This window comes from Idiomarina sp. H2 (assembly GCF_004364275.1).
Taxonomy (GTDB): domain Bacteria; phylum Pseudomonadota; class Gammaproteobacteria; order Enterobacterales; family Alteromonadaceae; genus Idiomarina; species Idiomarina loihiensis.
This window is the reverse complement of record NZ_SNZY01000007.1, coordinates 30,428-46,014: the sequence shown is the minus strand read 5'-3', so window position 1 is coordinate 46,014 and position 15,587 is coordinate 30,428. Positions and strand designations below refer to the sequence as shown.

Genomic DNA, 15,587 nt, shown 5'->3' with positions numbered 1-15,587 from the left:
AACCTTTTTGCCTGAATTTGATAATTGAAAATTTATTTGCAAATATTAGGCCAAGAATAGAAAAGCTATATTTTACAAAACGTTATAAGAGATAGTTTTTCTGAAACAAAAGAGTGTTACTATTTTGACACTCATAAAAACACAGAAATCCAGGAGTTTATGAATGAACGGTACATTTTCCAGCCTTCTGCTTTTATTAGCGGTTGCCGTTATTCTTGTCTGGCTCTTCAGAAGGGTGAAATTGCCGGCAATTTTAGCCTACCTGGTTGCCGGTATTATTGCCGGGCCGGATGTTATGGGCTGGATAGCTGACCCGGATGATTATCATCTGGTGGCTGAGCTGGGTATTGTTTTGCTCCTGTTTTCGCTGGGGCTTGAGTTCTCTTTACCTAAGATGATCGCCATGCGGCGATGGGTATTCGGGTTAGGCGCGGCTCAGGTTCTTGGCTCCTTGTTAATCTTTTTGCTTATCGGCTTTATCTGGCTGGATGAATGGGCTGCATCTCTGGCTATTGCCGGAGCGCTGGCCTTGTCCTCTACTGCGGTTGTTATCAAGCAATTAAAAGAAAGTGCACAAACGTCAACCCGTCGCGGGCAGATGAGTGTCGCCATTTTGCTATTCCAGGATATAGCGGTGGTGCCACTGCTAATTATTATTCCTTTGCTGGCCTCCGATAACGGTAATATCGGCTACACCTTATTACTGGCTCTGGCGAAAGGTGCCGCCGTTATTGCTGTACTAATGACAATAGGCAAATGGGTCTTACCTTATTTGTTCAAAGAAATAGCCAAGCAAAGAACCGATGAACTGTTTGTTCTGGCGACGCTTCTGGTCGCACTGGTTGCCGGTGGTATGACTCATGTTTTTGGTCTTTCTATGGCATTAGGTGCTTTTTTAGCCGGAATGATGCTGGGGGAAAGCCAGTATAAACATCAGCTGGAAGCCGATATTCGCCCGTTTCGCGATATTTTAATGGGCTTGTTCTTTACTACCATAGGCATGCAGCTTCAGCTTTACGGCTTCGTCCAGAATTTTCACTGGATACTGCTGGCTTTGATTGTAATGGCCGTGATTAAAATTGCGTTGATTAGCTCAGTAGCACGTTTTATGGGCGAGCGGGATGAGGATGCCTGGGGCAGTGGTATTTCACTATTTCAAATGGGGGAGTTTGGCTTTGTCATTGTCGCCTTGGCTAGCAGCCATGGATTACTGAGCAAAGAGATTGTCACCAGTATGATAGGTATTGGTGTGTTGAGTATGGCGATAACACCTATTGTTATCCACCGTCTGAAACCTTTAGTGAATCTGGTTGTTCGCCACCCTGATCCTCTGGTCGATATTGAACAGCAACGAACAACCGGTAGTGAAGGGCTGGAGAACCAGGTACTGATTTGCGGCTTTGGACGGGTTGGGCAAACCATGAGTCGATTTTTAGACGCAGAGGGAATTACTCATATAGCTGTCGATAATGACCCCATGCGAGTTCAGGAAGCCGTTGCCGGTGGTGCCCGGGTCTACTTTGGTGACAGTGCCAGAAAAGATATTTTACGTGCGGTAGGAGCCGAGAGTGTCGATCTGATTATTATCAGTTTCGCCGATGACCTGCGCGCTCTCGAAGTACTAAAAGAGCTTCGCCAGTTAAACCCTGATGCCTACATTATTGTACGGAGTCGTGACGATACAAGATTGACTCAGTTACAGGAAGCCGGAGCGTCTCAGGTGGTTCCAGACACACTGGAAGCGAGCTTAATGCTGATTTCTCATGTGCTTAGCCGCAGTGGTATTCCAATACGCCGTATTCTTGCGCGGCTGGATAAAGAAAGACGCAACCATTACGGTGAAATGCATGGCTTCTTTCAAGGGGATGAAACTGAGATTACGCCAGAACTTGCTGACAAACTTGAGTTTTTACGTGCTTTAACCTTACCTGAAGGTGCCTGGGCGACGGGCAAACGCATTGATGAATTAGACTGGGAAAAACATCAGGTACAGTTAAAAGCTTTAAGGCGTGACGACGAGGAAATTCAGGAGCCCGATGGTGATACCGAGTTACAACCGCAGGACGTGGTCTTGCTGGTGGGTAAACCGCGTTATGTTGAGGCCGCGGAACGTTGGTTACTGGAAGGCTGAAACAGTCAGTTACAACTTAGTGCCGGAATCACACAACTGGCAACAGTTAACGCCTAACATTTTACATTATTAACAGTAATAATAATGCTGTGAGTTAACCAATTATGAGAACAATAAAAAATGAAATTTAAAAAACGAGCCTTTATTCCGCCGTTAATTATTGTTGGAGCTATCGTTTTATCGATACTTGCAAGCATGTCTGCGGAGCCGCCAAAACAAAAAGAGCGAAGTAAACCTGCTGCGATGGTTGAAGTTCTGGAAGTCAGCCCTCGTGACATGACGTTTATTGTTGATTCTCAGGGCACGGTAAAACCAAAGCATTCCACTACTCTGGTTGCAGAAGTGACCGGGCAAATTGTTGATGTCGCTGCGAATTACCATGCCGGTGGTTTCTTCAAGAAAGGCGATATGCTGGTTCAGGTCGATCCGTCTGACTATGAAGTTGCGGTCCAACAGGCCCGGGCTAACTTGTTGCAGGCCCAGTCTGAGTTAGAACAAGAGAAAGCACGTGCCCGCGTTGCTGAAGAAGAATGGTCGGCCTTCAAAGAAGGGAAAGCACCTGAACTGGGCTTGCGCAAACCGCAGCTTGCCAGTGCCATTGCCGCGGTAGAGTCAGCCGAAGCGAACCTGGCTAAAGCCGAGCGTGATTTAGAGCGAACCACCATAAAAGCGCCTTACGATAGCGTACTTCGTAGTAAAGAAGCCAATTTGGGGCAGTTTGTTTCAACGGGTAGCCAGATAGCCTTGGTATTTGATACCCGTACGGCAGAAGTTCGGTTGCCATTAAGTGACCTTGATATGACTTATATTCTAGATCCGGCTCTTGCTGAAGAAGCGCCCCGAGTGCAGTTAGAATCTATGGTTTCCGGTGAGTCGGCAACCTGGCAGGGACGTCTGGTTCGGACAGAAGGCGTTTTAGATGAAAACAGCCGGGTTATCTATGGTGTTGTAGAAGTTTCTGACCCTTACAATCTGGGTGAAGAGACACATCCTATTCCTTTGCGCTATGGGCGTTTCGTGCAGGCTAAAGTTGAGGGCACTGTGGCTCAGGGAGTTATGGAAATTCCTACCTATGCACTGAATCCTGATGGGTCTGTCTGGATTGTTCCTGAGAGTCGCGAGCTGGAAAAACGTGATGTTGAGGTTGTGCGAACTCAGGGCAATACAAGCCTTATAAGCTCCGGACTGGAAAGTGGAGATAAAGTGGTGCTGACGCAGCTGAAGAATGCGTTACCGGGTATGAAGGTACGTTTGCCCGGCGACCCACTGCCAGAGCAAATGGAAACAACGGCTAAAACAGATGAAAACGGTGAGAAAAAAGCCGAAGACTCTGAAAATGTAGGCGGGTAAACATCATGACGACTGAAAAACAAACCGGTCTGATTGCGTGGTTTGCACGCAACTCGGTAGCCGCAAATTTATTGATGATCATTATTCTGGTTGCAGGCGCACTATCGGTATTTAGTGTGCGCAAGCAAATGTTTCCTGAAATTGAACTGAATATTATCAGTATCCAGGTACCTTTCCCCGGTGCTGCACCACAGGAAGTGGAGCAGGGCGTTATTATGCTGATAGAAGATGCCATTGAGGATGTTGATGGTATCGAAGAGATGACCTCTCAGTCGCGCGAAGGCGGCGGTAGTGTCACTTTGGAAGTTGAACCTGACTATGACGTGCAAGTTGTCATGGACGAGGTGAAAATGCTGGTAGATGCCATTCCTAACTTCCCTCAGCAAATCGAGAAGCCGAATATCTATCGGGTAAGACCACAGCGACAAGTTATCTGGATGTCGGTTTATGGCGACCTGGATGAGCGCTCCCGTAAAGAGCTGGCGAAGGAAGTCAGAGATGAGCTCAAGACTGTCGGCGGCATAACCAAAGTTGAGGTGGTTGGTGACCGTGATTATGAAATTTCGGTTGAGATTTCTCAGCAGGATCTTGAACGCTACGGACTGACCTTCTCACAAATTGTTGACGCGGTTCGCGGAACCTCAATTGATGTTGCTGGTGGTTCAATAAAGACCCCTAACGGTGACATTTTACTGCGTGCCAATAACCAGGCCTATGTTGGCGGTGAGTTTGAGAAAATTGTTTTATTAAGCCGTGCTGACGGTACGCGTTTAACTCTGGGTGATATAGCCAAAGTAGAAGACGGTTTTATTGAAGAAGAGTCGTATACCCGCTTTGACGGTAAACCGGCAACTTTTGTCCGCGTACAGTCAGTGGGCGATCAGAACGATCTTAAAATAGCAGAGTACGTCCGGGGCTATACGGAAAGAAAAAATGAAGAGCTGCCCGACGGCGTTCAGGTAGCACAATGGGGAGACTCGTCTTATTACCTGCAAGGCCGCTTAGACTTAATGATGAACAACATGTGGATGGGCGGGCTGTTGGTCTTCCTTATGTTGTCGTTATTCTTACAACTGCGTTTGGCGTTCTGGGTCATGATAGGTATTCCGGTGTGCTTTTTAGGCACCATTGCGTTAATGCCGCTGCCGATGTTTGATATCTCAATTAATATGATATCGCTGTTCGGCTTTATACTCGTGTTAGGGATAGTGGTGGATGACGCGATAGTCATAGGAGAAAGTGCTTATACTGAAATAGAGGAAAACGGTAAAAGTATCGATAACGTTATTGCCGGAGCTAAGCGTGTGGCAATGCCGGCCACCTTTGGCGTACTAACAACTATGGTTGCCTTTGTGCCCATGTTGACGGTTGAAGGAGGTATGGGGGCTATCTGGGAGTCTATTGCCTGGGTCGTTATTCTTTGTTTGGCCTTTTCCTTAGTGGAGTCAAAACTCATATTGCCAGCGCACATCGCTAATATGAAATATTCCAAACAGAAAGGTGAAAAAGCCAACGCTTTCCAACGTTTTCGCAATAAATTCGCGAATGCAATTAAGTCTTTCGTAGATAATTACTATCGACCGTTCCTCAAAAAATGTCTGCACTACCGTTATACAACGTTAGCAACCTTTGTCGGTATGCTGATTCTGATGGTCGGTCTTATGAGTGGCGGTATTGTACGTTGGGTTTTCTTCCCGGATATTCCTAGCGATTTTATTCAGGCGAATGTGGAGATGCAGCCCGGCACCTCAGAAACTCGCACCATTGAAGTCCTGAACAGCGTGGAAAAGTCACTCAACGAAGTGAACAGTCGGATTAAAGAAAACGACGGTGAAGCCGTTGTCCGTCATACCAATATCTGGATGGATGGCAATACTTCCGGTACGGTATTTGTAGAACTGAAAAAAGGTGAAGACCGCCAGATAGACGGGTTTGAAATTGTGAACCAATGGCGTGAAGCTGTTCCCGAACTAGCTGGAGTGCGAGCCCTTAATTTCCAGGGAAGCATGAGTGGCGGTAGTGGCTTTGATATTGAGTTTCAGTTAGTCGGTGAAAACCTGGATGAACTGAAAGCCGCAGCTGATGAGCTTAAGCTGGAACTTGCCGACTATGACGGGGTATTCGATATTGAAGATACCTTTGGCGACGGTAAAGAAGAAATTCTTCTGCAGACCAAACCGTTAGCGACTGCTATGGGGATTAATCTGGCTGAACTGGCTACTCAGGTGCGCTATGCCTTCTACGGTGCTGAAGCCCAGCGCATACAGCGAGGCGACGAAGAAGTTAAAGTCATGGTTCGTTACCCCCGTGACCAGCGTGAGTCCGTTGGCAACTTGCAGGATATGAAGCTGCGTGGTCCTGATGGTTCTGAAATTCCATTTACAGAATTGGCTGATATTGAGTTCGCTGAAGGTTATAGCACCATTACCCGTATTGACCGCCAACGCTCAGTGAACGTTCGTGCGCGGGTCGATAAAGATACAGTAGAACCTTTCCGCGTTGTAAATGAAGTTCGTGAACAAAAAATCCAACCAATTCTGGATAAGTACCCTAGTGTTAACTTCCAACTCCAGGGGGCGACTCAGGATGAAGCTGAAGCAACAGGCTCTCTTGCTCTTGGCGGTTTTTTGGCAATGTTTGCGGTCTACGCACTAATGGCCATTCCGCTGAAGTCCTATAGTCAGCCGCTGATAATTATGTCGGTGATACCCTTTGGTATTATTGGTGCAATTATTGGACACTGGGTTATTGGTATGCCGGTCAGTATTTTGAGCCTGTTTGGTATTATTGCGTTAGCCGGGGTTGTGGTGAACGACAGTCTGGTCATGGTCGACTACGTTAACCGGGCCCGGGAGATGGGAACGGATTTACGTAAGGCGGTGCTGGATGCCGGTTGTCGTCGCTTTCGCGCAATAACCTTAACCTCGTTAACGACTTTCTTCGGTTTGCTTCCGATAGTGCTGGAGAAGAGTCTGCAGGCTAAAATAGTGATACCAATGGCAATATCACTGGCCTTCGGTATTATTTTCGCAACGGTTATTACCTTGTTGTTAATACCTTGTTTGTACTTGATTTTGGCTGATACTAAGCGAGGGATGCGTACCATGCTGTCCTGGTATGGGCTGGCAACGCCGCCTGAACCTAAAGATATGAGTACCAAAGAGGCACTGGAGCACTACTAAGTGTCTGAGGAAATGAAAGAAAGCCGGAGCTAAGTCTCCGGCTTTATCGTATGGTTAGTCATAAACTGGTAAACTAATTACTCTAAACTGTTAAATTATTAATAACCGAACACTCCAGAGGAAACCCTGACATGTTGCTGTCGCTTCTTGATCTTGCCGCATTGCTATTTTTCTTTTTCTGCTGGATAGGCTATTCATTGTTTGCCCGCAAACGAGCCCGAACCACGCATTGTTTGTCGAGTATTCTGTGCTCGTTAAGAATTGACTGGTTTACCACTGTCATGCACAAAGAAAATCAAGTTGCTGACGCGTCACTTATTGGCAATGTCGAGAGAACTGTCACCTTTTTCGCCTCCTCTACCATTTTAGTTTTGGCCGGTGTTATTACGGTCTTAGCACATGCCGATGAAGTTGTGTTGGTGCTAAATGAAATTCCGATGAGTCCCGCTACCAGTTCTATTTTGGTGCAGTTTAAGCTGTCGGTATTAGCCATTATCTTTATCTACGCCTTTTTTAAGTTTACCTGGTCTATTCGTCAGTTCGGTTTTGTGTCCGTCCTGCTGGGAGCCTCGGTCGAGTATCACCAGGGCAATAAACCGGAAGAAGAGCGTCAGCGTTTTGCTATGCACGCAGCAAAAGTACTGGATCAGTCCGGGCATGAGTACAATAAGGGTCTGCGCACATATTATTTTGCTTTGGCCTATTTATCCTGGTTTCTGCATCCCGTCATCTTAATTGCTTCAAGTGCTGTGGTGGTCGCAGTGCTTTATCGTCGTGAATATCGCTCACGAGTATTACGTGAATTGTTGGCAACGAAAGGCTATGTGCCGGGAAAAAAATAGGAGAAGGTTGTGAATAAGGTATTTTCTGATTTTCTGGCCTGGACTCGTGAACATGAGTGGGGTTGTAGCGAGAGCCATGACTTAACACTGGGCAATGGCACTAAACTGTCGGTCTGGGATAGCGGAGTGTTAGAAGTTTCACCGGCTAATCCGGGACACAAGGATATTGTGTTATCCTGTGCGGTGCATGGAAATGAAACGGCTCCTATCGAAATATGCCGGGATATCATTAATGACATTATTAATGAAAAACAGACAGTAACGCACCGCACGCTGTTTTTAATTGCAAACCCCGCCTCAATAAACAAAGGTGAGCGGTTTGTTGAAGAAAATATGAACCGGCTGTTTAGTGGTGAGCACAGTAAAGGCAGTACGCAAAATAAAGAACGCGAGCGCGCAGCAAAGATAGAAAGCTATGTGGAGCGTTTTTATCAATTGGCTCCGGAAGGACCCCGCGAACGTTTTCATTATGACTTACATACTGCTATTCGCGACTCAAAACGTGAGAAATTTGCGGTTTATCCGTTCACTCACGGCGCACCTTACAGCCGCCAACAGCTTCAGTTTTTGCTGTCTTGTGGTGTTGATACGGTATTATTAAATCAGGCGCCGACAACGACATTTTCATATTTTAGCGCACGCCAATTTAATGCCCATGCGTTTACCGTTGAGCTGGGTAAAGTCCGTGCATTTGGCGAAAATGACAGGACTAAGTTTGCCGCAGCGGAAAGCACATTACGCAACTTAATTTCGCAAACTGAGCTGGATTTCGGTCCCTTTGAACCAGAACGACACTATGTGTTCAGAGAAGCGCAAACCATTAACCGCACACAACCTGACTTTGAGCTAAACTTTGCGGATGATGTGGCTAACTTCACCTCTTTTAATAAAGGGGAGCTACTGGCCTGGGATGGTGACAAGGCATGTTACGCGCAGCATGACGGCGAACATATTATTTTCCCTAATGCCAAAGTGGCGCTGGGGCACCGGGCGTTATTAACTGTGGTTAGAGTACCCACAGAGTCGCTCGATTTAGTCTGAAATTATTGAGCCTAAGTTGCCGAACTTTGTTAAGACTGTTCGTTTCTATTTACACTTAGCGCACTCAGTTTTCATTAGGGTGTGGTTTGCATGTCACTTTACGTAAAGGTAAAGTAGCGGCAATTTCCAACCCAGCTTAAAACCGAAAGAGAAGGTTATGGTCAAGGATAAAAAACACGACACAGAAATTGTGACGAAACCGAAATGGTTTGATAAAGATTCAGTCACAATTCCAATGCTGCAAATATTAAAAGAAGATGGCAGTTTTCATAAAGATGCGGATATGCCGGAGTACGATAAAGAGCTGATCGTGAAAATTCACGACACCATGCAATTTATCCGTATTCTCGATGAACGCATGATCGCCGCACAGCGCCAGGGCCGTATCAGTTTTTACCTGGCCTCACGAGGTGAGGAAGCCGAGAGTGTGGCGTCTGCCGCCGCGCTGGATGCAGGTGATATGATCATGGGTCAATACCGTGAGCAGGGCGCATTAGCTTACCGTGGTTTTACCGTTGAACAGTTTATGAATCAGCTGTTTTCGAACGAAAAAGACTTAGGTAAAGGCCGTCAGATGCCGGTTCACTACGGTTGCGCTGACTTAAACTTTATGACCATTTCTTCGCCGTTGGGAACACAGATTCCACAGGCAACAGGTTATGCGTTTGGTCAGAAAATGGATAAAACCGAGAAGTGCACTATCTGTTACTTTGGTGAAGGTGCTGCCTCTGAAGGTGACTTCCACGCCGCCTTGAACATGGCATCGGTTTATAAAGTGCCGGTCATCTTCTTCTGCCGTAATAATGGCTACGCTATTTCTACACCGGCGCAAGGCGAGCAGTATGCCGGTGACGGTATTGCCCCGCGTGGTATCGGCTATGGCATGAAAACCATACGCATAGACGGTAACGATGTTTTCGCTGTACTCAAAGCGACACAGGAAGCTCGTCGTCTGGCTGTAGAAGAAAACGAACCTGTTTTAATTGAAGCCATGTCGTATCGTATGTCTGGTCACTCGACCTCGGATGACCCTACTGGTTACCGTACGCGTGATGAAGAAGCGGGTTGGCAGGCGAAAGATCCGCTTGAGCGTTTACAGAAGTGGATGATGAACGAAGGCTGGTTGGATAAAGACCACGTTGAAGAGCATCATGCTGAAGTGAAAGCCAAAGTTCTGGCGGCGTTAAAAGAGTCAGAAAAAGTACCGGTCCCGCACATTGATGAACTGATCAATGATGTATACGACGAACCGACTGACATGCTGAAAGAGCAGTTAGACGAGTTGAAAGAGCACATCCGTAAATACCCGGATGCCTATAGTAAAACGTCGGGGAGACTGGACTAATGGCTAAAATGAATTTACTACAGGCCATCAACAGCGCGCTAGACCTGGCGATGGCTAAGCATGACAACGTATACAGTTTTGGTGAAGATACCGGTGGTTTTGGTGGTGTATTCCGCGCCACTTCAGGCTTGACTGAAAAATACGGCAAGCACCGTAACTTTAATACCCCACTGGTAGAGCAGGGGATTATTGGTTTTGCCAATGGCCTGGCGTCACAAGGCAGCTATGCCATTGCCGAAATTCAGTTCGGCGACTACATCTTCCCGGCGTTTGACCAAATTGTGAATGAAACGGCCAAGTTCCGTTATCGTTCAGGTAATGAATTTAACGTTGGTGGTTTAACTATTCGTACCCCGTATGGTGGTGGTATCGCCGGTGGTCATTACCACTCGCAGTCTCCGGAAGCTTACTTTGCGCATACGCCGGGTATTAAAATAGTGACCCCGCGTAACCCGTACGAAGCAAAAGGGTTATTGCTGAGCGCTATTTTTGATAAAAACCCGGTGTTATTTATGGAACCGAAGCGGTTGTACCGCGCGTCGACAGGCGATGTTCCGGAAGAAGAATATACTATTCCATTAGGCAAAGCCGAGGTAGTTAAAGAAGGTAAAGATATTACCGTTCTTGGCTGGGGCGCGCAGATGGAAATGATTGAAAAAGCGGTGGAAAAGTCTGAAGAAGACGGCGTTTCATGCGAAGTAATTGACTTGCGTACTATTTCTCCATGGGATGTTGAAACTGTTACACAATCGGTTTTAAAAACCGGTCGTTTGGTGATCACTCAGGAAGCACCGATTACCGGTGGCTTCGCCAGCGAAATTGCGGCAACAGTTCAGGACAAATGCTTCCTGTACCTGGAATCACCAATTGGCCGAGTGTGCGGTATCGACGTACCGTATCCGCTGTGTCACGAAAAAGAGTACATGGCTGATCATTTGAAGATTTATGAAGCGATCAAACGCTCAATGAACTACTAAGGACCCATCGACATGAGTAAAGACTTTATTCTGCCCGATATCGGCGAAGGGATCGTAGAGTGCGAAATCGTTGAGTGGCTGGTTGCCGAAGGTGACGAAGTTAAAGAAGACCAACCCGTAGTTGAGGTTATGACCGACAAAGCTATGGTTGAGATCCCGGCCAAAGACGACGGCATTGTGGAAAAACTGTATTACCAGAAAGGTGATATTGCCAAGGTTCACGAACCGTTATTTGCGATAAAGCCAGCTGACGGATCTTCTGACGAGGCACCTGCCAAAGAAAAAGACAGCACGCCTGCTAAAAAAGAAGAACCGAAAACAGAGGAAAAACAGACCCCGGCTGACGGTGATACAACCGACTTTATTTTACCGGATATCGGTGAAGGTATTGTTGAATGCGAAATCGTTGAATGGCTGGTGTCTGAAGGCGACGAAGTGAAAGAAGATCAGCCGGTTGTTGAAGTCATGACGGACAAAGCAACGGTTGAAATTCCGGCTAAAGACGACGGTACCGTGGTTAAGTTGTATCACAAAAAAGGTGATATTGCGGAAGTACACAAGCCGTTGTTTGCGTTGAAGCCAGTTGGTGGCGTTCAAGAATCGGGTTCAAATGCTCCGCAGAGCCATGTTGACCCCGACGCTAAGACTTCGCCATCGGACTCAAAAGCAGAAGCTGAGCCACCAGCGAAAGCGCGTCAGGGCAAAGCTATTGCCAGCCCGGCAGTGCGTCGTCTGGCACGTGAGAGCGATATTAATATTGCCGAAGTACCAGGTTCAGGTAAAAAAGGCCGGGTTCTGAAGAAAGATATTGAAGCCTTTAAATCGGGTGAGCAGAAGTCAGCGGTATCAAGCGATAGTCAGCAACCGCAAAAAGCTGCTGCTAGCGGTGGTACTCGTACCGAAGCTATCCGCGGTGTGAAAGCAGCAATGGCTAAGCAAATGATGAGCTCGGTCAGTACGATTCCGCATTTTACTTACGCCGATGAGTTTGATGTTACTGACTTAATCGCATTGCGTGAAAAGCTAAAAGAGCAATACAAAGAGAAGGGCATTCGTTTAACTGTCATGCCATTCTTTATCAAAGCTCTGTCGCTGGCACTGAAAGAATTCCCTGTGATGAATGCGCAGGTAAATGAAGATTGTACTGAGATCACTTATTTTGATGATCACAACATTGGTATGGCCGTTGACACCAAAATTGGCCTGTTAGTACCTAACGTAAAACAGGTACAAAACAAAAGCATCATCGATGTAGCCAATGAAGTGACTCGTCTGACTCAGGCATCGCGCGAAGGTAAGTTGCCGCAGGCCGATATGAAAGGCGGTACCATCAGCATTTCAAATATTGGCGTTATTGGCGGTACGGTGGCAACACCTATCATTAATAAGCCGGAAGCAGCTATTGTTGCCTTAGGTAAAGTGCAGGAATTACCGCGTTTTGACGAAAGCGGCAACGTGGTAGCTCGTAAGATAATGACGGTAAGCTGGTCAGGCGACCATCGTATTATCGACGGCGGCACCATTGCTCGCTTCAACAAGCTCTGGCAGGAATACCTCGAAGACCCAACCAGCATGCTGGTTAACATGGTCTGAGATAACGGCAAGGCTCCGCGGACATAGTGCTCCGCTTGGAGCTAAGGCCCGCTGATACAGGAGACGCAACGAGCTCATCCATGAGGGCTTGACGAAGGCCATCCATGGCCTTCGACACTCCTGTATCAGCGGGCCTTAACTCTTAGCGCTACACACAATGCCCGCGGAGCCTCGTTTACTAAGACTTTAACCTTCCTTTCCCCTTATTTTCTACAGCTGTGCTATGGTTTTCTTATCTGAGAAGCATAGAGAGCCAAGATGTTTGAAATTATTTACCTTTCTTTAGCGATATTACTGGCGGTACTGACGTTAGCGCCGTTGTCGTGGTCGCAGGTTTGGTGGATTCGCGGGTTAGATTTTCCCAGGTTACAGCTTTCGGTGGTGCTAAGTGTGCTGTTGATAGTTGGCTTTGTGGTTATACGTGACTGGACGTCGGTCACTGCGGTGGCTATGGGGCTGATTATTGGTTGTCTTGTTTGTCAGCTGTGGTGGGTGGTGCCTTATACGGCTTTATTCCCGAAAGAAGTGAAAGCGGTTGATGTAGGCGGGGCAGGGGCTCGGCTTAGAATTATGACGGCGAATGTACTGACGCCTAACCGTAACAGTGATGGCCTTATTAAGTTGGTTCGGGACTATACGCCGGATGTTCTGGTAACGCTTGAGTCTGATGGATGGTGGGGGGAGCAGTTAGAGGCTATTGAAGAGAACTACCCTCATACGGTTAAAGTACCTTTGGATAATCTCTATGGTATGCATCTCTATTCTCGGCTGCCGTTATCTGACATTAGCATTGAATACCTAATTGAAGACGATAAGCCATCGATACATTGTTTTATTGAGTTACCGACAGGGCAGAAAGTGAAAGCGCACTTTGTGCATCCGGCGCCGCCGAGTCCAACGGAAAATGAGGAGTCGGAGGAGCGTGATGGTGAACTCCTGTTAGTTGCGAAACACGTAGAGCCCGAGAAGCATCCGACTATAGTCACTGGCGACTTGAACGATGTGGCCTGGTCGAGAACGACACTGCTTTTTCGAAAGCTAAGTGGTTTATTAGACCCGCGCGTGGGACGGGGTATGTTTAACACTTTCCACGCGGACTATTGGTTTGCTCGCTGGCCGCTCGATCATATTTTTCATAGCCACCATTTTGCACTGGTTTCAATGACTCGTTTACCGGGTTTTGGGTCAGATCATTTTCCATTACTGACAGAGCTTGCTTTAGCTCCGGGAGAAAATGGTGCCGGTGATGGTCCGTCGCCGGATAAAGATGACAAAGAAGCTGCTGATGAGATTGTGGATAAGGCTATGGCTTAAGCTTACGTCGAATGTGAATACGTTGAACTAACAGTCCGAAAATAATAAGCATAAGCCCAACTAGCGTACTTGGGTAAATGGTTTCGCCAATCACGACCGAGAGCAGCAACAGCGAGATAAAGGGCGAAATAAAAATTAAGTTGCTGATAAGTGCGGTGTTGGTGGCTGTTTTCATGGCCTTTAGCCAAAACAGAAAGGTAATACCCATTTCAAATAATCCGACATAACTGACAGCTGCCCAGCCTTGCCAGGGTATGTTCGACCAGTCGCTCCAGACAAAGCTGGCAATAATTAGAATTGGCAATGCTAGGCCAAAGGACAAGACCAGGCTAACGACTGAATCTGCATTACGTCGGGTGTTGAGTATCCAGTATCCTGCCCACAGGAAGGTTGATATTAAGGCTAGTAAAACACCCCAGGGGTTGCTAAAGCTTAGCCCTAATAAGTCACCGCGGGTCGCTATAACTAGCACTCCAAAATAACCCAGTGCGCAGGCGACCCAGTCGCGGCGACGAATATGCTGCTTTAGAAACAGGGCGGCCATAATACTGAGTGCTATTGCCCATGTGTAATTCAGGGGCTGAGCTTCGGAGGCAGGTAGCAGTTTATAAGCTTGAAAAAGCACTAAATAGTAAATAAGAGGGTTAATAAGCCCCATTAGTACGTAGTACAAGGGCATTTTCCGCAGCTCAAGCAGCAACAAGTGAGACTTTCTCTGAATCACACAGACTAGGCTTAGAATAGCAAAGGAAACGACACTGGCGGCTGTTACCATTTGTAATGGCGTCATGTACTCTAGTGTGATTTTAAACGCCGTAGCGACCGTCGACCATAATAAAACGGCAATAAGGGCGTAGATAAACGCGAGTTTATCAGCGGCTATGGTGTGATGGCATGGTGCCCCCCTTAACTCATACGTCGATGAGCACTGCAGCTTGTTGGTGTTCAATCCAGAGAAAGGCATTCTGCTGATATCGGCGGGCAAGGTCAATGACTGTTTGTTGACTCAACCCTAAAACCATAAAGCTTTTTTCGGCTGGCCATTGGAAACTGCGGTCTTGACCTACTCCGTAAAAGTATCGAATGCCTTTAAAACCCACTAATTCAGCTTCTAACTGTTGGTTCCTTTCGCAATTCTCGTCAAAGGTTAACTGCCGACTTTGAGGGTTAAAAGCGGTAATAAAGGCCCCTGTTTTGCAGTTTAAGTCATGACAGAGTGTATTAAAGTCGCTATTGGTGCTACCTACCGATAAAGTCATTTTTTGGCCATTCACAACAAACCAGTAGTCGGTATTTTTATAATGTTCCAGCAATGTTGCGTCCATACTTTGACCATCACTTAAGCGTTAATTAAAGTAAGAGTTTAACTTTTGAGGCAGTAAGATTCTATGAACCCAAGTATCAGTGTTATTACGCTGGGAGTCGATGACTTAAAGCGCGCACTTGCTTTTTATCAGGACGGTTTAGGCTGGGAAACGAAGGGCATTGTCGGTGAGGACATTGAAAACGGTGCCGTTGCTTTCTTTAAACTGCCTAGTGGTTTGAGGTTGGCTTTGTGGCCGCGTAAAAGCATTGCTGCTGAAATGGGTGTTGATGTCGCTAAAAATGCTAATGAGGTGCTGCTGAGCCATAATGTCAGTTCCCACTCTGAAGTTGATGCAGTTATGAATGAGGCTAAATTGGCAGGAGCAACCATTCTTCATGAGGCTAAAGACTTATTTTGGGGTGGCTACGGCGGTTTCTTCAAAGATCCGGACGGTCATATTTGGGAAGTTACCTGGAACCCGGCATGGAGTTCTTAATGCCGGCTTT

Annotated in this window: 12 protein-coding genes; 10 read left to right on the top strand and 2 right to left on the bottom strand. The window is 46.9% G+C overall.

Annotation, left to right across the window (positions count from 1 at the left end; all coding sequences use genetic code 11):
• Window positions 1-163 precede the first annotated feature (163 nt).
• The 9 genes from DET62_RS10075 to DET62_RS10035 all read left to right on the top strand — a co-directional run bounded on the left by DET62_RS10075 (window position 164) and on the right by DET62_RS10035 (window position 13,775).
• Window positions 164-2,131: a monovalent cation:proton antiporter family protein gene (locus DET62_RS10075; RefSeq protein WP_011234921.1), complete on the top strand. Its 1,968-nt coding sequence runs from the start codon at window positions 164-166 to the stop codon at window positions 2,129-2,131.
• 120 nt (window positions 2,132-2,251) lie between these two features.
• Entirely contained in the window at window positions 2,252-3,481 is a 1,230-nt protein-coding gene (locus DET62_RS10070) for an efflux RND transporter periplasmic adaptor subunit (protein ID WP_011234920.1), read from the top strand.
• 5 nt (window positions 3,482-3,486) lie between these two features.
• Window positions 3,487-6,663: an efflux RND transporter permease subunit gene (locus DET62_RS10065; RefSeq protein WP_110013813.1), complete on the top strand. Its 3,177-nt coding sequence runs from the start codon at window positions 3,487-3,489 to the stop codon at window positions 6,661-6,663.
• A 131-nt stretch (window positions 6,664-6,794) separates the two neighbouring features.
• A complete protein-coding gene (locus DET62_RS10060) occupies window positions 6,795-7,505 on the top strand; it encodes a DUF599 domain-containing protein (protein ID WP_110013812.1) in 711 nt (236 codons plus the stop codon).
• Window positions 7,506-7,514: 9 nt separating this feature from the next.
• Window positions 7,515-8,546: a succinylglutamate desuccinylase gene (gene astE / locus DET62_RS10055; RefSeq protein WP_110013811.1), complete on the top strand. Its 1,032-nt coding sequence runs from the start codon at window positions 7,515-7,517 to the stop codon at window positions 8,544-8,546.
• Window positions 8,547-8,703: 157 nt separating this feature from the next.
• The gene (locus DET62_RS10050) at window positions 8,704-9,891 is read left to right on the top strand and encodes a thiamine pyrophosphate-dependent dehydrogenase E1 component subunit alpha (protein ID WP_110013810.1); all 1,188 of its coding nucleotides are present in this window, start codon (window positions 8,704-8,706) and stop codon (window positions 9,889-9,891) included.
• On the top strand, window positions 9,891-10,868 hold the full coding sequence (locus DET62_RS10045; RefSeq protein ID WP_110013809.1) for a transketolase C-terminal domain-containing protein: 978 nt from the start codon (window positions 9,891-9,893) through the stop codon (window positions 10,866-10,868). Before DET62_RS10050 ends, DET62_RS10045 begins: the two co-directional genes overlap by 1 nt.
• A gap of 12 nt (window positions 10,869-10,880) precedes the next feature.
• Complete coding sequence (locus DET62_RS10040; protein ID WP_110013808.1) at window positions 10,881-12,461, top strand: dihydrolipoyllysine-residue acetyltransferase; 1,581 nt, start codon at window positions 10,881-10,883, stop codon at window positions 12,459-12,461.
• 258 nt (window positions 12,462-12,719) lie between these two features.
• The gene (locus DET62_RS10035; RefSeq protein ID WP_110013807.1) at window positions 12,720-13,775 is read left to right on the top strand and encodes an endonuclease/exonuclease/phosphatase family protein; all 1,056 of its coding nucleotides are present in this window, start codon (window positions 12,720-12,722) and stop codon (window positions 13,773-13,775) included.
• On the opposite strand, the gene DET62_RS10030 is transcribed toward DET62_RS10035, so the two are convergent.
• Together DET62_RS10030 and DET62_RS10025 are read right to left on the bottom strand one after the other, a co-directional pair.
• Complete coding sequence (locus DET62_RS10030; RefSeq protein ID WP_309109150.1) at window positions 13,765-14,739, bottom strand: DMT family transporter; 975 nt, start codon at window positions 14,737-14,739, stop codon at window positions 13,765-13,767. The two genes, DET62_RS10035 and DET62_RS10030, sit on opposite strands and share 11 nt — an antisense overlap.
• Window positions 14,687-15,100 carry a DUF3293 domain-containing protein gene (locus DET62_RS10025; protein ID WP_110013806.1) on the bottom strand — a complete coding sequence of 138 codons (414 nt, stop codon included), beginning with the start codon at window positions 15,098-15,100 and terminating at the stop codon, window positions 14,687-14,689. Before DET62_RS10025 ends, DET62_RS10030 begins: the two co-directional genes overlap by 53 nt.
• A gap of 63 nt (window positions 15,101-15,163) precedes the next feature.
• Between DET62_RS10025 and DET62_RS10020 the strand changes: the two genes are divergently transcribed.
• Entirely contained in the window at window positions 15,164-15,577 is a 414-nt protein-coding gene (locus DET62_RS10020) for a VOC family protein (RefSeq protein WP_110013805.1), read from the top strand.
• Window positions 15,578-15,587: the final 10 nt, after the last annotated feature.